This is a genomic window from Croceicoccus ponticola, from assembly GCF_004004515.1.
GTDB lineage: Bacteria > Pseudomonadota > Alphaproteobacteria > Sphingomonadales > Sphingomonadaceae > Croceicoccus > Croceicoccus ponticola.
Window position 1 is genome coordinate 192881 of the sequence record NZ_RXOL01000004.1, and the last position, 19159, is coordinate 212039.

General features: G+C 64.3%; 20 protein-coding genes. 9 read left to right on the plus strand and 11 right to left on the minus strand.

The genetic code is table 11. The features are described from left to right. Positions 1 to 28: 28 nt before the first annotated feature. The gene (clpB, locus tag EKN06_RS10650) at positions 29 to 2614 is read right to left on the minus strand and encodes an ATP-dependent chaperone ClpB (RefSeq protein ID WP_127612892.1); all 2586 of its coding nucleotides are present in this window, start codon (positions 2612 to 2614) and stop codon (positions 29 to 31) included. A gap of 195 nt (positions 2615 to 2809) precedes the next feature. On the opposite strand from clpB, the gene EKN06_RS10655 reads away from it, so the two are divergent. After that, positions 2810 to 3115, plus strand: a complete 306-nt coding sequence (locus tag EKN06_RS10655) for a hypothetical protein (RefSeq protein ID WP_127612893.1) — start codon at positions 2810 to 2812, stop codon at positions 3113 to 3115. A 101-nt stretch (positions 3116 to 3216) separates the two neighbouring features. Here the strand turns inward: EKN06_RS10655 and gatB are convergent, their stop codons facing one another. From gatB to rpsU, 6 genes are all read right to left on the minus strand, one after another. After that, positions 3217 to 4707, minus strand: a complete 1491-nt coding sequence (gene gatB, locus EKN06_RS10660) for an Asp-tRNA(Asn)/Glu-tRNA(Gln) amidotransferase subunit GatB (protein ID WP_127612894.1) — start codon at positions 4705 to 4707, stop codon at positions 3217 to 3219. Continuing rightward, positions 4704 to 4865, minus strand: coding sequence for a hypothetical protein (locus tag EKN06_RS15690; protein WP_164844043.1), 162 nt, complete (start codon positions 4863 to 4865; stop codon positions 4704 to 4706). Before EKN06_RS15690 ends, gatB begins: the two co-directional genes overlap by 4 nt. Further along, on the minus strand, positions 4859 to 6355 hold the full coding sequence (gatA, locus tag EKN06_RS10665) for an Asp-tRNA(Asn)/Glu-tRNA(Gln) amidotransferase subunit GatA (protein WP_127612895.1): 1497 nt from the start codon (positions 6353 to 6355) through the stop codon (positions 4859 to 4861). The genes EKN06_RS15690 and gatA overlap by 7 nt, the downstream gene beginning before the upstream one ends. Then, complete coding sequence (gene gatC, locus EKN06_RS10670) at positions 6355 to 6657, minus strand: Asp-tRNA(Asn)/Glu-tRNA(Gln) amidotransferase subunit GatC (protein WP_127612896.1); 303 nt, start codon at positions 6655 to 6657, stop codon at positions 6355 to 6357. The genes gatA and gatC overlap by 1 nt, the downstream gene beginning before the upstream one ends. A 72-nt stretch (positions 6658 to 6729) precedes the next feature. Beyond that, positions 6730 to 7263, minus strand: coding sequence for an FKBP-type peptidyl-prolyl cis-trans isomerase (locus EKN06_RS10675; protein ID WP_127612897.1), 534 nt, complete (start codon positions 7261 to 7263; stop codon positions 6730 to 6732). A gap of 164 nt (positions 7264 to 7427) precedes the next feature. Continuing rightward, entirely contained in the window at positions 7428 to 7634 is a 207-nt protein-coding gene (gene rpsU, locus EKN06_RS10680) for a 30S ribosomal protein S21 (protein WP_127612898.1), read from the minus strand. A gap of 254 nt (positions 7635 to 7888) precedes the next feature. Between rpsU and crcB the strand changes: the two genes are divergently transcribed. From crcB to EKN06_RS10710, 6 genes are read left to right on the plus strand one after another with little or no spacing between them, the layout of a single operon-like run. Further along, positions 7889 to 8305 (plus strand): fluoride efflux transporter CrcB, encoded by a 417-nt coding sequence (crcB, locus tag EKN06_RS10685; RefSeq protein WP_127612899.1) that lies wholly within the window; start codon positions 7889 to 7891, stop codon positions 8303 to 8305. Then, the gene (locus EKN06_RS10690; protein WP_127612900.1) at positions 8302 to 9732 is read left to right on the plus strand and encodes an RluA family pseudouridine synthase; all 1431 of its coding nucleotides are present in this window, start codon (positions 8302 to 8304) and stop codon (positions 9730 to 9732) included. The genes crcB and EKN06_RS10690 overlap by 4 nt, the downstream gene beginning before the upstream one ends. Beyond that, positions 9732 to 10328, plus strand: a complete 597-nt coding sequence (locus EKN06_RS10695; RefSeq protein WP_127612901.1) for an FMN-binding negative transcriptional regulator — start codon at positions 9732 to 9734, stop codon at positions 10326 to 10328. The genes EKN06_RS10690 and EKN06_RS10695 overlap by 1 nt, the downstream gene beginning before the upstream one ends. A gap of 16 nt (positions 10329 to 10344) precedes the next feature. After that, positions 10345 to 11016, plus strand: coding sequence for an HAD-IA family hydrolase (locus tag EKN06_RS10700; protein WP_127612902.1), 672 nt, complete (start codon positions 10345 to 10347; stop codon positions 11014 to 11016). After that, positions 11013 to 11240: a hypothetical protein gene (locus EKN06_RS10705; RefSeq protein ID WP_127612903.1), complete on the plus strand. Its 228-nt coding sequence runs from the start codon at positions 11013 to 11015 to the stop codon at positions 11238 to 11240. The genes EKN06_RS10700 and EKN06_RS10705 overlap by 4 nt, the downstream gene beginning before the upstream one ends. Next, the gene (locus EKN06_RS10710; RefSeq protein WP_127613032.1) at positions 11237 to 11938 is read left to right on the plus strand and encodes an ATP12 family chaperone protein; all 702 of its coding nucleotides are present in this window, start codon (positions 11237 to 11239) and stop codon (positions 11936 to 11938) included. The genes EKN06_RS10705 and EKN06_RS10710 overlap by 4 nt, the downstream gene beginning before the upstream one ends. A gap of 35 nt (positions 11939 to 11973) precedes the next feature. Here the strand turns inward: EKN06_RS10710 and EKN06_RS10715 are convergent, their stop codons facing one another. The 4 genes from EKN06_RS10715 to EKN06_RS10730 are packed head-to-tail and all read right to left on the minus strand — an operon-like array spanning position 11974 to position 15545. Then, the gene (locus EKN06_RS10715) at positions 11974 to 12588 is read right to left on the minus strand and encodes an ABC-type transport auxiliary lipoprotein family protein (protein ID WP_127612904.1); all 615 of its coding nucleotides are present in this window, start codon (positions 12586 to 12588) and stop codon (positions 11974 to 11976) included. 14 nt (positions 12589 to 12602) lie between these two features. Further along, a complete protein-coding gene (locus EKN06_RS10720) occupies positions 12603 to 13541 on the minus strand; it encodes an MlaD family protein (RefSeq protein ID WP_127612905.1) in 939 nt (312 codons plus the stop codon). 22 nt (positions 13542 to 13563) lie between these two features. Continuing rightward, positions 13564 to 14412 carry an ABC transporter ATP-binding protein gene (locus EKN06_RS10725; RefSeq protein ID WP_127613033.1) on the minus strand — a complete coding sequence of 283 codons (849 nt, stop codon included), beginning with the start codon at positions 14410 to 14412 and terminating at the stop codon, positions 13564 to 13566. 26 nt (positions 14413 to 14438) lie between these two features. Beyond that, positions 14439 to 15545: an MlaE family ABC transporter permease gene (locus EKN06_RS10730; protein ID WP_127612906.1), complete on the minus strand. Its 1107-nt coding sequence runs from the start codon at positions 15543 to 15545 to the stop codon at positions 14439 to 14441. Between the two features lie 128 nt (positions 15546 to 15673). On the opposite strand from EKN06_RS10730, the gene EKN06_RS10735 reads away from it, so the two are divergent. Together EKN06_RS10735 and EKN06_RS10740 are read left to right on the plus strand one after the other, a co-directional pair. Beyond that, positions 15674 to 18409: a valine--tRNA ligase gene (locus tag EKN06_RS10735; RefSeq protein ID WP_127612907.1), complete on the plus strand. Its 2736-nt coding sequence runs from the start codon at positions 15674 to 15676 to the stop codon at positions 18407 to 18409. After that, positions 18410 to 19156 (plus strand): 7-carboxy-7-deazaguanine synthase QueE, encoded by a 747-nt coding sequence (locus EKN06_RS10740; RefSeq protein WP_127612908.1) that lies wholly within the window; start codon positions 18410 to 18412, stop codon positions 19154 to 19156. The last annotated feature ends 3 nt before the right edge of the window (positions 19157 to 19159 follow it).

A 19159-nucleotide genomic window follows, 5' to 3' on the forward strand; every position in this document is an offset into this window, starting at 1 on the left:
GGATAGACTGTCGCTCAGTTGCGCGAAATCAAGCCTTGCCGACCCCGATGGCCAGCCCGCCGTCGCCCTCGTCGATGCTAACCGTGCTGCCGTCGGGGATTTCGCCGCGCAACAGCATCTCCGCCATCGGGTCCTGAAGGTACCGCTGCACCGCCCGCTTCAGCGGCCGCGCGCCATAGACCGGATCGTAACCAACGCGGCCCAGCCAGCGCTTGGCGGCATCGGTCAGTTCGAGCACGATCTTGCGGTCCTTCAGCAGCTTCTGCACCCGGCCCACCTGGATCTCCACGATCGGGGCCATGTGTTCCGCGCCCAGCCGGTGGAACAGGATGATTTCGTCCAGCCGGTTGAGGAATTCCGGACGGAAATGCCCGCGCACGACTTCCATCACCTGCGGCTCGACATCCTCCACCTTTTGCCCGTCCTCAAGATTGGCGAGATACTGGCTGCCGAGGTTTGAGGTCAGGATGATCAGAGTGTTCGAAAAATCGACCACGCGGCCATGACCGTCCGTCAGGCGACCATCGTCAAGCACCTGCAAAAGCACGTTGAACACGTCCTGGTGCGCCTTCTCAACCTCGTCGAACAGCACGACCTGATAGGGCCTGCGCCGCACTGCTTCGGTCAGCACGCCGCCCTCTTCATACCCGACATAGCCCGGAGGCGCGCCAATCAGGCGGGCGACAGCATGCTTTTCCATGAACTCGCTCATGTCGATGCGCACCATCGCGGTGTCGTCGTCGAACAGGAATTCGGCGAGCGCCTTGGTCAGTTCGGTCTTGCCGACGCCCGTGGGGCCAAGAAACAGGAAACTGCCCAGCGGCCGGTTCGGGTCCTGCAGCCCCGCACGCGCGCGGCGCACGGCCTTGGACACGGCTTCGACCGCCTGCGCCTGCCCGATGACGCGCTTGCCGATCGCGTCCTCCATCTTGAGCAGCTTGTCGCGCTCGCCTTCCATCATCTTGTCGACGGGGACGCCGGTCCACTTGGACACGACGCCGGCGATGTCGTCCTCGGTCACTTCCTCACGCAGCAGCGAGTTTTCGGACTGGGCCGAGGCTTCGGCCAGCTTGCGTTCCAGTTCGGGGATCTTGCCATAGGAAAGCTCTCCGGCCTTGGCCAGATCGCCGCCGCGCTGCGCCTGCTCCAACTCGATGCGCGCGGCATCCAGCTCTTCCTTGACCTTGCCTTCGGCCGCGATCTTGTCACGCTCGTTCTGCCAGCGGGTGGTCAGTTCGGACGACTGCTGTTCCAGATTGGCGAGGTCTTCGCGTAAGGTCGTCAGCCTGTCGATGGAAGCCTGGTCGGTCTCTTTCTGGAGCGCCTGCTCCTCGATCTTCAACTGGATGATGCGCCGGTCGAGGTTCTCGATCTCCTCGGGCTTGCTCTCCACTTCCATGCGGATGCGCGACGCCGCCTCGTCCATCAGGTCAATGGCCTTGTCGGGCAGGAAACGATCCGAGATATAGCGGTTCGACAATTGCGCCGCGGCGACGATCGCGCCGTCGGTGATACGCACGCCGTGGTGCAGTTCGTACTTTTCCTTCAGCCCGCGCAGGATCGAAATCGTATCCTCGACCGTCGGTTCACCCACGAAGATCGGCTGGAACCGCCGCTGCAGCGCCGCGTCCTTTTCGACGTATTTCTGATATTCGTCGAGCGTCGTCGCGCCGATGCAGTGCAGTTCGCCGCGTGCCAGCGCAGGCTTCAACAGGTTACCCGCATCCATCGCGCCTTCGGATTTGCCCGCGCCGATCAGCGTGTGCATTTCGTCGATGAACAGGATGATGTGCCCTTCGGCGGCCTTCACTTCGTCAAGCACGGCCTTCAGCCGCTCCTCGAACTCGCCGCGATATTTCGCGCCCGCGATCAGGCTGCCCATGTCGAGCGACATCAGCGCCCGATCCTTAAGGCTGTCGGGCACGTCGCCATTGGCGATGCGCAGCGCGAGCCCTTCGGCGATCGCGGTCTTGCCCACCCCCGGTTCGCCGATCAGCACGGGATTGTTCTTGGTGCGGCGGGCAAGGATTTGCACCGTCCGGCGGATTTCCTCGTCGCGGCCGATGACGGGGTCCAGCTTGCCTTCGCGCGCCGCGGCGGTCAGGTCGCGGGCGTATTTCTGCATCGCTTCATAGCTTTCTTCCGCGCTCGCGCTATCGGCCCGGCGACCGCCGCGAAGGTCAGTGATCGCGGCTTCGAGCGCTTGCGGCGTGAGGTTCGCGGCTTTGAGCGCCTGCCCGGCCGCCGTCGTCGTCGCCAGCGCGATCGCCAGCAGCAACCGTTCGACCGTGACGTAAGCATCGTTGGACTTGGTCGCGAGTTGCTCGGCCTGATCCAGAATGCGCACCGCATCGTTGTCGAGCCCCGGCGTCTGTTGCGCTCCGCCGCCCGACACGGCGGGCACCTTGGCCAGCGCCTTGTCGACTTCCTGCTGCGCCAGGACGGGGTTGCCGCCGGCGCGCTGGATCAGGCCCGAAGCCATGCCCTCGCCATCTTCGAGCAGGGCTTTCAGGATATGATCTGGCGAAATCCGCTGATGGTTCATGCGGATCGCCACGGTCTGCGCTGCTTGTAGGAAACCCTTGGCCCGGTCGGTGAATTTCTCGAGGTTCATGCGCGTCTCTCCTGAATGCCGACCTCAGATGGTGTTGCAGATTAGCAACACAAGGATTGGCGCGCGAATTTTTGCCTGTCGACCGTTCGTCGCTTCTCCCGTTCACGAAACATAGGCTAGCGAATGTGCAATGCAATTGATGCAGGACAATCCGGCAGGTAGACCGTGCCACGGCGAACACAAAAGGGGCCAGCTATGTCGGTAGGCGGAACTTACGAAATCACCACCAAGACCCCGATGGGCGACCAGAAGGGCACATTCAGCGTTGTTCCGTCCGATGACGACAAGAGCTTCACCGGCGCGTTCACGGGCCCGCTCGGCTCCATCGATATCGAAGACGGCGTGATCGACGGCAACGCCCTGACGTTCAAGGTGACGATGACCGCGCCCATGCCGATGACGATTGAAGGCAAGGCAAGTGTCGATGGCGATGCGATCACCGGCGAAATGATCGATGGCGGTTTCGGCGCGCTTCAGATGTCGGGAACGCGCATCGGCTAAGGCACGGCGCCAGTCATGAAAACCGGTCATGAAAAAGGGGCCGCAGGTTCGATCCCTGCGGCCCCTTTTGCCTTGCCCTTCGCGGGCGAAGCGGCTGATCGTCAGCCCAGCTTGGCCTTCAGAATTTCGTTGACCACGGCCGGATTGCCCTGCCCCTTCATGGCCTTCATCGTCTGACCGACGAAGAACCCGAACAGCTTGTCCTTGCCGCCGCGATATTCGGCGACCTTTTCCGCGTTGTTGGCCAGAACCTCGTCGACCACGGCCTCGATCGCGCCGGTGTCAGAATTCTGCTTCAACCCTTCGGTCTCGGCGATTTCTTCCGGCTCGCGGCCGGTTTTCAGGACGATCTCGTAGATCTCCTTCGCCTGACCGCCCGAAACCGTATCGCTCGCCAACAGGGCAAGGATGCCCGCATTGGCGCCGGTGGTGTCATTCGCCTCGTCGACGTCGGGAACGGCGTTCTTCACGCCCGGCGCGACCGACAGCACCCAATTGGCGACTTGCGTGGCCACGGCCTTTTCGGGCTTGTCGAGCTTGATCGCGGTCGCGGCAAGTATGTCCTCGAACCGCTTGTAGACATCGACGTCCATCGTCAGCTGCCCCGCGTTATACGCGGTCATGCCAAGCTCGTTCTCGTACCGCAGCCGCTTGGCATCGGGCAATTCGGGCAAGCTGGCGCGGCAGGCATCGAGGAACGCGTCGTCGAGTTCGAGCGGCAGCAGGTCGGGATCGGGGAAGTAGCGATAATCGTGCGCATCCTCCTTCGACCGCATCGTCCGCGTCGTGCCGGTGTCGGGGTCGAACAAGCGGGTTTCCTGGTTCACCGCACCACCGTTCTCGATCACGTCGACCTGTCGGTTCGCCTCGTACTCGATGACCTGCATCACGAAACGGACCGAATTCACGTTCTTCGTTTCGGTGCGCGTGCCCAGTTCACCGCCCGGCTTGCGCACGGACACGTTGACGTCGGCGCGCATCGAGCCTTCTTCCATGTTGCCGTCGCACGATCCGACATAGCGCAGGATCGCCCGCAGTTTGCGGACATAGGCCCCGGCCTCGGCAGGGGAACGCATGTCGGGCTTCGACACGATTTCCATCAGCGCGACGCCCGACCGGTTGAGATCGACATAGGACATCGTCGGATGCTGATCGTGCATCAGCTTACCCGCGTCCTGTTCGACGTGGATGCGTTCGACCCCGATGCGCTTGACCGCGTCGGGGTTCTTGTCGTCAAGGCTGATGTCCAGATGCCCCTCGCCCACCAGCGGGTGGTAAAGCTGGCTGATCTGGTAGCCCTGCGGCAGATCGGCGTAGAAGTAGTTCTTGCGGTCGAACCGGCTCCACTTGTTGATCTGCGCGTCGATTGCCATGCCGGTGCGCACGGCCTGACGGATGCATTCGCGGTTGGGCACCGGCAACATGCCGGGCATCGCCGCATCGACAAGGGAGACCTGCGTATTGGGTTCGGCGCCGAACGCGGTGGCGGCGCCAGAAAACAGCTTGGCGTTCGACGTGACCTGCGCATGGACTTCAAGGCCGATGACGACCTCCCACTCGCCGGTGGCGCCCTGAATCGTGTAGTTGCTCATTTCTCGTTCCACTTCGAGCCGTGCTTGGCCTTCCACGCTTCGTAGGCGCGCTTTCTCTTTCGCTCGATAGCCTGATCTGATGTCGACTTGTATTCAGGACTGACCAGACCGGTCAGTGACGCCAGAAGAGACAGCAGCTCACCGAGCCATTTCACCACCACTTCTCCGGTTTCGCCGTGAACCCGGCGCGCTGTTCAATCGCCAACCCGGCGTTCAGCACGCCCTGTTCGTCGAAAGCCCTGCCGATGATCTGCAGGCCCAGCGGCAGCCCTTCGCTGTTCAGGCCCGCCGGAACGCTCATCGCCGGAAGCCCGGCAAGGCTGGCGGGCACGGCGAACACGTCGTTCAGGTACATCGACAGCGGATCGCTCGTCTTGTCGCCCAATGCGAAGGCCGCGCTGGGGCACGTGGGGGCGAGGATCACGTCGCACTGTTCGAAAGCCTGTTCAAAATCGCGGGCGATCAGCGCGCGAACCCGCTGTGCCTGATTGTAATATGCGTCGTAGAAGCCTGCGCTCAGCACATAGGTGCCGATCATGATGCGGCGCTTCACCTCTGCCCCGAAACCGTCGGCGCGGGTGGCGGCATACATGTCCTGCAGCCCTGCACCCTCTGGCAAATCTCGCAATCCATACCGCACGCCATCATAGCGGGCGAGGTTCGACGATGCCTCGGCAGGCGCGATAATGTAGTATGCGGGAAGCGCGTATTTCGTGTGGGGCAGCGAGATATCGACGACTTGGGCGCCCGCATCCTTGAGCCACGCGATGCCGTCATCCCACGATTTGGCGATCTCGTCGTCCATCCCGTCCATGCGGTATTCGCGCGGGATGCCGACCTTCTTGCCCTTCATGTCGGGGTTCAGGCCTGCTTCCCATGCGGGAACAGGCATGTCGAGCGAGGTCGAATCCTTGGGATCGAAGCCCGCCATCGCCTCCAGCATGATCGCGCAGTCGGTTACATCGCGCGCCATCGGCCCGGCCTGATCCAGCGACGATGCGAACGCCACCACGCCCCAGCGCGAGCAGCGGCCATACGTCGGCTTGATGCCGGTAATGCCGGTGAATGCGGCGGGCTGGCGGATCGAGCCGCCGGTGTCGGTGCCGGTCGCCGCCGGGCACAGCCGCGCCGCGATGGCCGAAGACGAACCTCCCGACGAACCGCCCGGAGCCAGCGCGGCGTTGCCCGGAACGCCATTGGCGTCGTTGCGCCGCCACGGGCTGATGACATTGCCGAAATAGCTGGTCTCGTTCGACGAACCCATCGCGAACTGGTCGAGGTTAAGCTTGCCCAGCATGCCCGCGCCCGCGTCCCACAGTTTCTGCGACACAGTCGATTCGTACTGCGGCACGAACCCTTCGAGCATGTGGCTGGCCGCCGTGGTCTGCACGCCGTCGGTGGCGAACAGGTCCTTCATGCCAATCGGCACGCCGCCCATCTTGCCCAGCGATTCGCCCTTGGCGCGTTTTGCGTCCACCGCCTCAGCCGCGGCGATCGCCTTTTCCGGCGTCGCGACGATAAAGGCGTTGAGCGCATCGGCGGCGGCGACATTGCCATTGAATGCCTCGGCCACTTCAACAGCGGTGAAATCGCCGTCGGCCACGCCCTTGCGAATCGCGGCGACGGTCAGTTCCGTAAGATTGCTCATCATTCGATCACCTTGGGCACGCCGAAAAATCCGTGTTCGGCGGCGGGGGCATTGGCCAGCACCTTTTCGCGCACGCCGCCGCCGGTCAGCGGATCGGCATCGACGACATCGTCGCGCAGGCGCAGCGTGTTGGGGATGACGGCGGTCATCGGCTCGATGCCGGCGCAATCCACCTCGCCGAGTTGTTCAACCCAACCCAGGATCTGGTTCAGTTCGGGGACCATCGCCTCCACCTCCGCATCCGTCATGCGAATTCGGGCGAGCGAGGCGATCTTTGCGACCGTGGCTTTATCGACAGACATGGCGCGCGGGTTAGCTTTCCCGCGCCCCGTTGCCAAGCGTGAGAGTGGCCTTGCCCCCTCTCACATGCGAAATTATTCGCCGACGGGTGCCCCGGGCATGCCCTGCGGCCCCTGCGGACCCATCGCGCTGGGGTCGATGCCCATCTGCTGCATCTGGCGTTGCATCGCCTCGATCTCGGCCTGCGTGCGGAAATCGACGAGTTCGACCGTAAACGTCAGGTCGCTGTTGGCGGGGATCGAACCCTTCGCTTCGGTGCCATAGGCGAGTTCGGCGGGGATGAAGACTTCGTAACGGCCGCCCTTCTGCATCTTCTGCAGCGCTTCGGTAAAGCCGGGGACGACGCCGTTGACGGGGAACGGCACGCGCTCACCCGAATCGAACACGGTGCCGTCGGCCAGACGCCCTTCGTAGTTGACGAGCACGATGTCGGTTTCAGCCGGGCTGTTGCCGGTGCCGGCGGACAGGGTGTCGACAGTCACGCCCTTGTAGCTCGTGGCCCAGGCAGCGCCGGCGGCGAGCAGGATGGCAAAGGCGACGCCAAGCCAAAGCTTGCCCAGAATGCCCTTGCCGATCGGCTGCAGGGGAACGCGGGTGACTTCGGTCATGATCGTGCTCTTTCATGTTTCGTGCGTCTGGCGTGATTCGTACATCAGGCGACTTGAATGGCGGGCAGCAAAAAGGGCACCCGACGAATGTCAGGCGCCCCTTTGGCTCAAGCAGGCGGGCGCGGCAAGCATGTTTGCGCGCCCGGCCATGCCGTTATGCGATATTACCGCGAACCGTCGCGCTCGACGCGCTTGCGCTCCAGCTTGCGGGCGCGGCGCACGGCAGCGGCCTTTTCGCGGGCGCGCTTTTCGCTCGGCTTTTCGAAGTGGCGGCGCAGCTTCATCTCGCGATAGACGCCTTCCCGCTGCAGCTTCTTCTTGAGAGCGCGGAGGGCTTGGTCGACATTGTTATCGCGAACCATGATCTGCATAAAACGATTCTACCTCAAATCCATAAACCGAGACGGCATGCCGGCAACATCTGTGCCGATCGCCACGGTGAAAAAATGCATGAAGGCCGAATCCCTCACGGAATCGACCAGAACGGCGCGGCGGCTACCAGCAGGAGCAGGTAAAAGCAAGCACCCTCGCGCCTCTTCGAAACCCGAAGCGGCGCTTTGACGTTGTTTACATAGCACAGGTCGTTACCCTTTCGCAAATCGCCCCGGGTCGCTAGGGAGCGCGAATGATTGCACCATCCTCTGTTGCCGCTTCGCTGCTCGTCGCCCTGGGCGGCGGGACGGGCGCGCTGCTGCGCTTCCATCTGGGGCGCGCGGTGGGCCGGCTGTTTCCGGCGGCGTCCGGTGCATTTCCCTTTGCGACACTGGCCGCCAATGTCATCGGCAGCCTGTGCATGGGCCTGCTCGTCGGCATTCTGGCGCGGCACGGCAGCGACAAGGGTATGGGCGCAGAAGGGTGGCGTTTGCTCGTCGGGGTTGGCCTGTTGGGCGGCTTCACCACCTTCTCGTCGTTTTCTCTCGAAATCTTGAACCTTTGGGAACGTGGCGATCCGGCGCTTGCGGCGATTTACGCCGCCGTATCGGTCGCTGCCGGAATTGCCGGCCTGTTCCTGGGTCTAACCGTCATAAGGATCGCCGGATGAGCGCGTACGACGAAAACGAAGTCCGCCAGTTCATCGTGGGGCACGACGACGATGGCGTACGGCTGGATCGCTGGTTCAAACGGCACCTGCCGCAAATCGGCTTTGCCACCATCAGCCGCTGGGCCCGCACCGGCCAGATCCGCGTCGACGGCAAACGCGCCAAGCCCGAAGACCGGTTGCAGCCCGGCCAGCAGATTCGCGTGCCACCCGGCGGTTCCGCGATTCAGGGGTCGGGCACTTATGTCGAACCGCTGACCGAGGAAGAGTTGGATCAGGCCGACGCGATGCTGCTGCATCGCGACCGCGCGGCCATCGTGCTGAACAAACCGCCCGGACTTGCGACACAGGGCGGCACCGGCACGAAACAGCACGTCGACCGTCTGCTCGATGCCTTTACCGGCGACACGAAGAACGCGCCCCGCCCGCGGCTCGTCCACCGGCTGGACAAGGATACCTCCGGCGTCCTGCTGACCGCCGCCACGCCCGGCAGCGCGGCGTTCTTTTCCAAGCGATTCTCGGGCCGTTCGGCCAAAAAGATCTATTGGGCGCTCGTCGTCGGCGTTCCCGACATCGCGGCGGGCATCATCGAGCTTCCGCTGGCCAAGCAACCCGGCACCGGCGGCGAAAAGATGATGGTCGACGACGAAGGCCAGGCCGCCAAGACCCGCTATCGCGTCGTCGACCGCGCGGGCAACAGTGCCGCGTGGGTCGAGCTTGAACCGCATACCGGCCGCACCCACCAGCTTCGCGTCCATATGGCCGCGATCGGCTATCCCATCGTGGGCGACGGCAAATACGGCGGGCAGACCGCGTTCCTGACCGGTTCGATCAGCCGCAAGATGCACCTGCACGCGCGCCGCCTGATCATCGATCACCCCGACGGGACCCAGCTCGACGTCACCGCTCCCCTACCCGAACATTTCGCGCAGAGCATGGAACAGCTCGGTTTCGACGAGGGGTTGAGCGATGCCGAACCCGAAGCCGGCCTGCCGCCGATGAATAAGGACGACCTGAAGCAGGCCGCCCGCCGCCATGCGAAGGATTACCGCAAGGCCCGGCGCGGCGAGCGGCGGTCGCGAACCGTAACGGCCGAGAGAGAAGCGCCAAGGCGCGCCGGCAAGGCCACGGCAAAGGGACTGCCCAAGGGCACCGTCAAGGATCGCGACAAGGAACGCGCCCAGCAACGCACCAAAGCTCCGCCCAAACGCGCGTCAGGCGATGCCGAAATGGGAGCATCCAAGGGCGCACCAAGAGGCGCGGGCAAGACCGCATCCAGAGGCCCCGCCAAGGGACCTCCAAAGGGACCGGCAAAGGGACCATCTAAGGGCCCGGCAAAGGGATCGCCAAAAAGCCCGGCGCGCGGCGCGGCCAAAGGTCCTTCGTCGCGGGGCGGCAAGCCCGGTGGAGCGCGGAGCAAAAGCCGCTGATGCATCCCCATACAGCCTTCCGCAGCGACGACCGCGCCCTGCACGAAGCGCTGATCGAGCAGATCGGTTTCGGGACGATTTTCGCGCATACGCCCGACGGTCCGCGCGTGGCGCATACGCCGCTATGGTCGACGGGCGACGGGGCCCTGCAATTCCATCTTGCGCGCGGGAACGCGCTGACCCGCCATGTCGCGGGGCACGACGCGCTGGCGGTGGTGAACGGGCCGGAAGCCTATGTCTCGCCGCGCTGGTATGCCGACACCGCGCAAGTGCCGACCTGGAACTACGTGGCGCTCGAACTCGAAGGACCGGTGCGCCAGATGGACCCTGAGGGGCTGACCGGCTTTCTCGATACGCTTTCGGCGCGCGAAGAAGCCCGGATCGAAGGCCCGGCATGGACCAGGGACAAGATGGGCGCGGACGATTTCGCCCGGATGCTGGGCGGGATCGTCGGGTTCGAGATGGAAATCAAGGCGTGGCGGCCAACCTTCAAGCTGTCGCAGAACAAGCCCGACGCCGACCGTCAGGGCGTGATCGAGGCGCTGGAACAGCGCGGTTCGCGCGCGCTGGCCTCCTTGATGCGGGAACTGGCGTGATGCAGGATCCGACATCATGACCCGGCTCGCGATCTTCGACTGCGACGGAACGCTCGTCGACGGGCAGGCCAACGTCTGCATCGCGATGGAGGAAGCCTTTGCCGCGACCGGCATGGTCGCACCGGCCCGCGCGCTGATCCGCCGCGCCGTCGGGCTGTCGTTGCCGCAGGCGATGGCGATGCTGCTGCCCGAAAGCACGCCGCTGCAGCAGGATACGCTGGCCGAACGCTATCGCCTGGCCTTTCGCAGCCAGCGCGAGGCGGGACTGGTTTACGAACCGCTGTTCGACGGGATGGAAGCCTTGCTGCGCCATCTTCGCGCAGATGGCTGGACGCTGGCGGTGGCGACGGGGAAATCGGATCGCGGACTTGCCCACTGTCTTGCCGAACACGGCATCGCCGACCTTTTCGCCAGTCTGCAGACCGCGGACAGGCACCCATCGAAGCCGCACCCGGCAATGATCGAGCAAGTCCTGCTCGAAACCTCGGCAAAACCGGCACAGGCGGTCATGATCGGGGATACCAGCTTCGACATGGCGATGGCCGAAAACGCGGGCATCACCGCGATCGGCGTCGCGTGGGGTTATCACGACAACGACGAACTGCTTGCCAGCGGCGCACGCGGCGTGGCGGAAACAATCGCCGACCTGCAGGCCATGCTGGAAGATGCCATGCAGGAGCGCGGATGAATACCGAGCGCGACCCGGCGTTTTCCCGCTGGCTGGTCATTCAGGCCCTGCGCACTGCGGGAATGGTGCTGTTCATCTATGGCTTGCTGGCTGCGAACGGGCGGGCGCCGTGGTTCGCCGGCGTGCCGCGCGAATGGGCGATGGTGCTGTCCGTGATCGGGATGTTCGACGTTTTTGTCGTGCCCATCCTGCTGTCGCGCAAGTGGAGTTCGAACAAAACGTGAGACGTTTCTACAAGTCGCCCGAAGTCGGCGCGCAGGCAGGCGGTTGGCAGGTCAGCCTCGACGGGCGCGCCCTAAAGACTCAAGCTGGGCGGTCGCAAATCGTGCCGACCCGCGCGCTGGCCGAAGCCATCGCCGCCGAATGGGACGCGCAGGGCGAAGAGCTCGACCCCGCGACCTTTCCGATGCGAGACATGGTCGATTACGCGATCGATCAGGTTGCGCCGGACATGGACGCCGCCGTCGTGGCGGTCCTGCCATATGGCGATACCGACACGCTGTGTTATCGCGCCGCTGACGGCGAAAGCTTTCGCGCCCGGCAGGACGAGGCGTGGGAGCCTATCCTGTCGGCGACCGAGGCACGCGAGGGCGTGCGCTTCGTCCGGGCCAGCGGCGTGCTCCACGCCCCGCAGCCCGTGGCCACCCGCGAACGGCTGAACGCCCGGCTCGCGACCTTCGATCCGTTCACGCTGGTGGCGGTGCACAACATGGCGGCGATCAACGCATCGCTGTGCATCGCGCTTGCCGCGCTGGAAGATGACGTCGATCTCGACGCCCTGTTCGGCGCGGCCAATCTGGAAGAAGACTGGCAGGCGATCCAGTGGGGCTGGGACGGCGATGCGCTGGCCCGGCGGGATTCGCGGCTTGCCGGCTTCAAGCTTGCCGCCGAACTGGCGCGGCTGGTGCGACAGCCGGACTAATAACAGCGGATCAGGCCAATCGGCGAAAGGCGATTTTAGCCGGCCTTGCCCGTCAACCACGTCGCCACTTCGCCCGCGACCGTATTGGCCGCATCGTTGAGCGCAGGGGCAACCGCCGCCGCGGTCGGCGCGATGCCGGTGACTGTCGCACCGAAACGGCGCTGGCGCATCGTTCCGTTGGGGGCGACGGCCACGGCATCGTACATTACCGTTACGCTGGACCCTTGGGCGTTGTATCCGACCTCGATCAGGCGACCGTAAAGCCGCGTCTGCACGGGAACGCCGGGATCTTCGCCTTCGATCACCAGACCGCCGGTGCGGGCGCGCATGGTTTCGGCGACGAGATGCTGGAACAGCCGCGCCGGACGGTCGACGTAAGTCGCGTCGGCGAGATAGGCGACGCCCGTCGGGTCCACCTGTACCGGCACGCGATTGACGTCGAGCCGGTCGTCGACCTCAGGCTCGATCACCACGATGGCGTCGTTGACGTCACCCGCGCTGGCGGTGCCCGGCGGCGCGACTTCGCGCGGGGTAAAGGTGATCAGCTGCTCGGGCGGCTTGCCACCGCCGCCGATCGATACGCATCCGCCCAAAACCAGGGCCATGGCGAGCGGAGTCGCCAGCGTGAGCAGTTTGGGGCGCAGGAACATGGACGGCATCTCCATCAAGGCTTGTAGTCGGGCAGCTTCTCGCCGCCGATCAGACCACCGGCCCCGTTTTCGTCGAGCTTTTCGGTAATGTTGCGCAGCGACCGCGTGGTCGAACGCAAGTCGCGGATCGCAGCCTCTGCCGCAGGCAGGGTCGATTCGGAAATCTGCCGGACCGCAGGGCGCGCGTCCGCCGCTGCGGCCTGCAATTCGTTGGCGGCGAGTTCGGCGGCGTTGAGCGTCTTGCGCATCTGTTCTGCCAGCGAAGCACCCTCGCCGTTGATGAGCTGGTCGGTCGACGACGCCACCTTTTCGAATTCGCCAAGCGTCATGTTGGCTTGCCGCAAGGTCGCCTGCAGTTCGGCCATCGTCGCGTCGATCCGCGGCGTCGCGTTCGCAAGATCGCGGCTCATCCGTTCGGTATTGGCCAAGATGCCTTCGATCGACTGCTGGTTCTTGTCCGACAACATCATCGTCAACCGTTCGGTCAACGTCGCCAGCCGTTCCATCAGCAACGGCGCATTGGCGAGCAGTTCGCCCAGCCCGCCACGCTTTGTCGGGATGACCGGCACGCCTTCGGGCCCGATCTTGGACAGCCGGGGCGCATCCTTGTCCGCACCTTCGAGCTGGACCGTCGACACGCCGGTAAAGCTGCCCTGCACAAACGCGGTGGTCAGCGTCGTGACGGGTACTGCGGAATCGATGGAAACGCGCACTCGCACGAATTGCGGATCTTTCGGCCACAGCTCGATCTGCTTCACCTGTCCCACCGGAACGCCCGAAAAGGCGACTTCGGACCCGCGGGCCAGACCGCTGACCGACTGCTGGAAAAAGATGTCGTATTCGGCCTGCGAACCTTCGTTCAGGCGCGCGAGCCAGATGATGAATGCCGCCAGCACGGCCAGCAGCAGCAGCGTTACCGCCCCGACCCAAAGATGATTAGCCCGCGTTTCCATTCGCCGTGTCTATGCCCCGCCCCTAGCGCTCTTGTCCATCGCGGCCTTCGTCGGCGCGATGATATGTCGTGTCGGCCGCGCGCCCGCGCGGACCGTTGAAGTATTCCTGGATCCACGCATGGTCGGTCGCCAGCAGTTCGGGAATGGTCCCCACCGCGATGACCTTGTGGTCCGCCAGCACCGCCACCCGGTCGCAGATCGCGTAAAGCGTATCGAGATCGTGCGTGATCAGAAAAACGGTAAGTCCCATCGTGTCCGCAAGTTCGCGCGTCAGATGATCGAACGCAGCCGCGCCGATGGGGTCAAGGCCGGCGGTCGGTTCGTCGAGGAACAGCAGTTCGGGATCGAGCGCCAACGCCCTGGCAAGACCGGCGCGCTTGCGCATGCCGCCCGAAAGCTCGGAGGGATATTTGCTCGTCGCCTCTTCCGGCAGGCCCGACAAACGCACCTTGTACCGGGCGATTTCGTGCATCAGGTCGTTGGCGAGTTCGGGATAGAACTGTTTCAGCGGCACTTCGACGTTTTCCGCCACGGTCAGCGTCGAAAACAGCGCCCCGCCCTGGAACAGCACGCCCCAGCGCGACCGGATGTCGATATCCTCATCTTCCATCGCGTCGGTGATCGACTGGCCAAGCACGTCGATCGAGCCTTTTTCGGGAATCTGCAATCCGATGATCGAGCGCATCAGGACCGACTTGCCCGTCCCCGAACCGCCCACCACGCCAAGGATTTCACCGCGCCTGACCTTAAGCGACAGGTCTTCGTGCACGACCTGTTCGCCGAAGCGGTTGGTCAGGTTTTCGATCACGATCGGAAATTCGCCGGCAAATTGCGGCGGAACCTCGTGGGCCTCGTGATCGGCCTCATGCATCAGTTCGTCGGCGCGTTCGTTGCTCATCACGCCCAGCCGATTTCAGTGAAGAAGATCGCGAAAAACGCGTCCAGCACGATGACCATGAAGATCGCCTGCACCACCGCCAGCGTCGTGCGCAGGCCGACCTCCTCGGCATTGCCGGAAACCTGCATGCCTTGATAGCAGCCGCTCATAGCCACGATCAGGCCGAAGACCGGCGCCTTGATCAGCCCCACCCAAAGATCGGTCATCGGCACGACTTCGCGAATGCGCGACAGGAACGTCCAGAACGGGATGTCGAGCGCGAAGTTGGCGATGAACGCGCCGCCGATGATGGCGATGACCGACGAATAGAAGCCCAGCACCGGCATCATCAGTACGGCGGCAAGGATGCGCGGCACGACCAGCCGTTCGATGGGCGACACGCCGATGGTGCGCATCGCGTCGACCTCTTCGGTCAGCTTCATCGTGCCGATCTGCGCGGCAAAGGCGCTGCCCGAACGGCCCGCGACCATGATCGCGGTCATCAGCACGCCCAGTTCGCGCAAGGTCAGCCGCCCGGTGAGGTTGATCGTGTAGATTTCCGCCCCGAACTGCTGAAGCTGCACCGCGCCCTGTTGCGCGATGACGATGCCGATCAGGAAGCTCATCAACCCGATGATGCCGAGCGATGACACGCCGACCAGTTCGAGCTGCCGCACCAGCGCAAGATGCGGGAAACGGCGCGGATGGCGGATCAAGGCACCAAAGGCCATGATCGTGAGGCCGAGAAAGGCCAGCATGTCCTTCACCCCGGTGGCGAATTCGGTGACCCGCTCACCGACCGCCTCGGGCACGCGTTCCAGCGCCTTGGGCCGGACGGGCGATATGGGTGCGGTGCTTTTCGCGTTGCTGACCGCCTCGATCAGCCGCTGCGCCTTGTCGCTGGCGCCTTCGATCTTCGCGTCAAGCTCAGTCGACGCGCGCCAGATCGACCAAGCGCCGACGGTGTCGATATCGCTCACCTTGCTGATGTCGATGGCGGCAAGCGTCGTCATCTCGCGCAGGCGCATGTCGAGCGGCGCGATGGAGGCCACCACAAGAGGCCCGCTGACGCGCAGGACTGGTCCCCCAGCGCCCTCTACCGTCTCGAAATCCGCCCAATTGCGCATATGGCCAGCCTCATGGGCGAAAAACCTCTATTCGACAAGCGTATCCACTCGGCTTGTCCCGTGGCGGGGCGTCGCGGCGTCCGATCGCCACTTGCCCCGCCACATCGGCGCTGGCAAAGGCCACGACCATGAGCGACAGCAGCGACACGACACCCGAAGCGGCCACCGAAACCGGACTGGCCAAGACTTTCGATCCGGCCGGCATCGAAGCGAAGTGGTATGCGCATTGGGAACAGGGCGGCCTGTTCCGCCCCGCACGCCCCGACGCCGCGCCCTTCACCATCGTCAATCCGCCGCCCAACGTGACCGGATCGCTGCACATCGGCCACGCGCTCGACAACACGTTGCAGGACATCGTGATCCGTTACGAACGGATGCGGGGCAAGGACGCGCTGTGGGTCGTGGGCACCGACCATGCGGGCATCGCAACGCAGATGGTGGTGGAACGCAACCTGAATTCCCAAGGGGTCAAGCGCACCGACATGACGCGCGACGAATTCCTTGCCCATGTCTGGGAATGGAAAGCGGAATCGGGCGGCACGATCACGCGTCAGCTGCGCCGGCTCGGCTGTTCGATGGACTGGAGCCGCGAGCAGTTCACGATGGACCCGCACTTTACCAAGGCGGTGGTGAAGGTCTTCGTCGACCTGTTCAACAAGGGCCTCATCTATCGCGACAAGCGGCTGGTGAACTGGGACCCGGCGCTGAAGACCGCGATTTCCGACCTGGAGGTCGAAACGCGCGAGGTTCAGGGCGGCTTCTGGCACTTCCGCTATCCGCTGGCGGATGGCGTGACGCTGGATTCGGGACAGGATTACATCGAGGTCGCCACCACGCGGCCCGAAACGATGCTGGCCGACATGGCGGTCGCGGTTCACCCCGACGACGAACGTTATCGCTCTGTCATCGGCAAGGATATCCTGCAGCCTATCACGGGCCGCCGGTTCCGCATCGTCGCGGACGAACACGCCGACCCGGAACTGGGTTCGGGCGCGGTGAAGATCACGCCGGGGCACGACTTCAACGACTTTGACGTCGGCAGGCGCGCCGGGATCGCAGCGGGCGACATGCTCAACATGCTCGATGGCGAAGCGCGCGTGGTGCAGACCGCCGACGGGCTGATCCCGGAAAACTATCTGGGCATGGACCGGTTCGAGGCGCGCGACATGATCGTCGCCGAAATGAAATCGCTGGGCTTCCTGATCTCGCACGTGACGCGCGACAAGGAAGGCAACGAGACCGAGCACGACGCCGAACCGCGCACGATCCAGACGCCCTATGGCGACCGCGGCGGCGTGGTCATCGAACCGTGGCTGACCGACCAATGGTACGTCGACGCCGAAACGCTCGCCCAGCCGCCGATGCAGGCGGTTCGCGACGGCCGGATCGAGATCGTGCCCAAGACGTGGGAAAAGACGTTCTTCAACTGGATGGAAAACATCCAGCCTTGGTGCGTCTCGCGGCAGTTGTGGTGGGGGCACCAGATCCCGGCGTGGTATGCCGACGGCGGCAAAGTCTTCGTCGCGCAGACCGAGGAAGAGGCGCAGGCCATGGCGGGCAGCAAGACGCTAACCCGCGACCCCGACGTGCTCGACACTTGGTTCTCCAGCGCGCTCTGGCCCTTTGCCACGCTCGGCTGGCCCGATGACACCGAACTGGTACGCAAGCACTACCCCAACGATCTGCTCATTTCCGGCTTCGACATCCTGTTCTTCTGGGATGCGCGCATGGCGATGCAGGGGATGGAGTTCATGGGTGAAGTCCCGTGGAAGAAGCTCTATCTCCACGGGCTTGTCCGCGCGGCCGACGGCGCAAAGATGTCGAAGTCCAAGGGCAATGTCGTCGATCCATTGGGCCTGATCGAGCAGTACGGCGCCGATGCGCTGCGCTTTTTCATGGCCGCAATGGAAAGTCAGGGCCGCGACGTCAAAATGGACGAGCGCCGGGTCGAAGGTTACCGCAACTTCGCGACCAAGCTGTGGAACGCCGCGCGGTTCTGCCAGTCCAATGGCATCGGCGCATCGGCCACGCTGGCGGCCCCCGTGGCCACCAGCGCCGTCAACAAGTGGATCATCGGCGAAGTCGTCGAAACCGCGGCCGCGCTGGATCAGGCGATGGCCGACCTGCGCTTCGACGCGGCGGCGAACACGATCTACCACTTTGTCTGGGACCAGTTCTGCGACTGGTACATCGAACTGGTAAAGGGCAACTTCGACGAGGAAACCAAGACCGTCGCGGGCTGGGTGCTCGACCAGATCCTCGTCATGCTGCACCCGTTCATGCCGTTCATTACCGAGGAATTGTGGCACGCGCAGGCCGCCGTATCTGGCAGCGAGCGCCCCTACGAACTCATCATCGCGAAATGGCCCGAACCTGCCGCCACCGTCGATGCCGCGGCCAAGGCCGAGGTCGAATGGCTCATCGCCCTCACTTCCGCCCTGCGCGGCGCGAAGAACGAGCTTGGCCTTGCCCCCGGCGCAAAGCTTGAGGCTTGGCTGACCAGCACGGCAGGTCCGGCGCACGGGATCATCGAACGCAACTTCCCTGCGATCGACCGGGTCGCGCGGCTGTCGGCGGTGCATTTCGAACAGGCGCCCGCTGGTGCCGCGATGCAGGTCAACGTGGGCGAGGACACCTTCGTCATCCCGCTCGAAGGGTTGATCGACGTCGACGCCGAAAAGGCCCGGCTGACCAAGGCGCGCATCGTGTCGGAAAAGGAACGCGACAGCCTCGCCAAGCGGCTGGAAAACCCCAGCTTCGTCGAACGCGCCAAGCCAGAGGCAGTCGACAAGGCCCGCGCCGATCATGCGCACCACGCCGCCGAAGTCGAACGGCTGGGTGCGGCGCTGGAACGGTTGGGCTGAATGACGCTCACGCTCGCCACCACCGTTCCGGGCGAGCCTGAGATCTTCGCCTCGCTACAGGGTGAAGGGCCGTCGATCGGGCGGCCCGTCGCCTTTGTCCGGCTGTCGCGCTGCAACCTTGCCTGCACATGGTGCGACACGGCCTATACCTGGCATTTCGAAGGCGATAACCGGCCCCACCGCGACGGCGTGGCGTTCGACCGCAGTGCCAATCAGGTCGTGCTGGACGAAACCGAGGTCGCCGCCCGCATTGCGGCGCTGGGACAAAGTCGGCTGGTCATCACCGGCGGCGAGCCCTTGTTGCAGGGCCCTGCGCTGGCCAAGATGCTGGAGCATCTCGATACCATCGCACCGGGCATGCAGGTCGAGATCGAAACCAACGGCACGGTGCGGCCTACGGCCCGGCTGGACGTGCGGGTGGACCAGTACAACGTCAGCCCCAAACTCCCGCACAGCGGCAACCCGGCGACCCTCGCGCTGATACCCGAAATGCTGGATTTCTGGGCCGACGACCCGCGCGCCTTCCTGAAATTCGTGGTCTCCGAACCGGCCGACCTCGACGAAGTCACGGCGTTGATCGAAGCCCATCGCCACCCCAAGGATCGCGTTTTCGTCATGCCCGAAGGCACCGACAGCATAACTCTGCGCGAGCGGGAAAGATGGCTGGCGGACGCGGCGCTGGAACGCGGGCTACGCATGACGGACCGGCTGCATATTCACCTTTATGGCGATACGCGCGGGACTTGAAGG

Bases quoted from the DNA above. Each gene is read 5' to 3' on its own strand.
- EKN06_RS10655 (WP_127612893.1), top strand. From the start codon at position 2,810: ATGTCGGTAGGCGGAACTTACGAAATCACCACCAAGACCCCGATGGGC.
- EKN06_RS10740 (WP_127612908.1), top strand. From the start codon at position 18,410: ATGACGCTCACGCTCGCCACCACCGTTCCGGGCGAGCCTGAGATCTTC.
- EKN06_RS10730 (WP_127612906.1), bottom strand. From the start codon at position 15,545: ATGCGCAATTGGGCGGATTTCGAGACGGTAGAGGGCGCTGGGGGACCA.
- clpB (WP_127612892.1), bottom strand. From the start codon at position 2,614: ATGAACCTCGAGAAATTCACCGACCGGGCCAAGGGTTTCCTACAAGCA.
- EKN06_RS10700 (WP_127612902.1), top strand. From the start codon at position 10,345: ATGACCCGGCTCGCGATCTTCGACTGCGACGGAACGCTCGTCGACGGG.
- EKN06_RS10735 (WP_127612907.1), top strand. From the start codon at position 15,674: ATGAGCGACAGCAGCGACACGACACCCGAAGCGGCCACCGAAACCGGA.
- EKN06_RS10715 (WP_127612904.1), bottom strand. From the start codon at position 12,588: ATGTTCCTGCGCCCCAAACTGCTCACGCTGGCGACTCCGCTCGCCATG.
- EKN06_RS10705 (WP_127612903.1), top strand. From the start codon at position 11,013: ATGAATACCGAGCGCGACCCGGCGTTTTCCCGCTGGCTGGTCATTCAG.
- EKN06_RS10695 (WP_127612901.1), top strand. From the start codon at position 9,732: ATGCATCCCCATACAGCCTTCCGCAGCGACGACCGCGCCCTGCACGAA.
- EKN06_RS10690 (WP_127612900.1), top strand. From the start codon at position 8,302: ATGAGCGCGTACGACGAAAACGAAGTCCGCCAGTTCATCGTGGGGCAC.
- rpsU (WP_127612898.1), bottom strand. From the start codon at position 7,634: ATGCAGATCATGGTTCGCGATAACAATGTCGACCAAGCCCTCCGCGCT.
- crcB (WP_127612899.1), top strand. From the start codon at position 7,889: ATGATTGCACCATCCTCTGTTGCCGCTTCGCTGCTCGTCGCCCTGGGC.
- EKN06_RS10675 (WP_127612897.1), bottom strand. From the start codon at position 7,263: ATGACCGAAGTCACCCGCGTTCCCCTGCAGCCGATCGGCAAGGGCATT.
- gatA (WP_127612895.1), bottom strand. From the start codon at position 6,355: ATGAGCAATCTTACGGAACTGACCGTCGCCGCGATTCGCAAGGGCGTG.
- gatB (WP_127612894.1), bottom strand. From the start codon at position 4,707: ATGAGCAACTACACGATTCAGGGCGCCACCGGCGAGTGGGAGGTCGTC.
- gatC (WP_127612896.1), bottom strand. From the start codon at position 6,657: ATGTCTGTCGATAAAGCCACGGTCGCAAAGATCGCCTCGCTCGCCCGA.
- EKN06_RS10720 (WP_127612905.1), bottom strand. From the start codon at position 13,541: ATGGAAACGCGGGCTAATCATCTTTGGGTCGGGGCGGTAACGCTGCTG.
- EKN06_RS10725 (WP_127613033.1), bottom strand. From the start codon at position 14,412: ATGCATGAGGCCGATCACGAGGCCCACGAGGTTCCGCCGCAATTTGCC.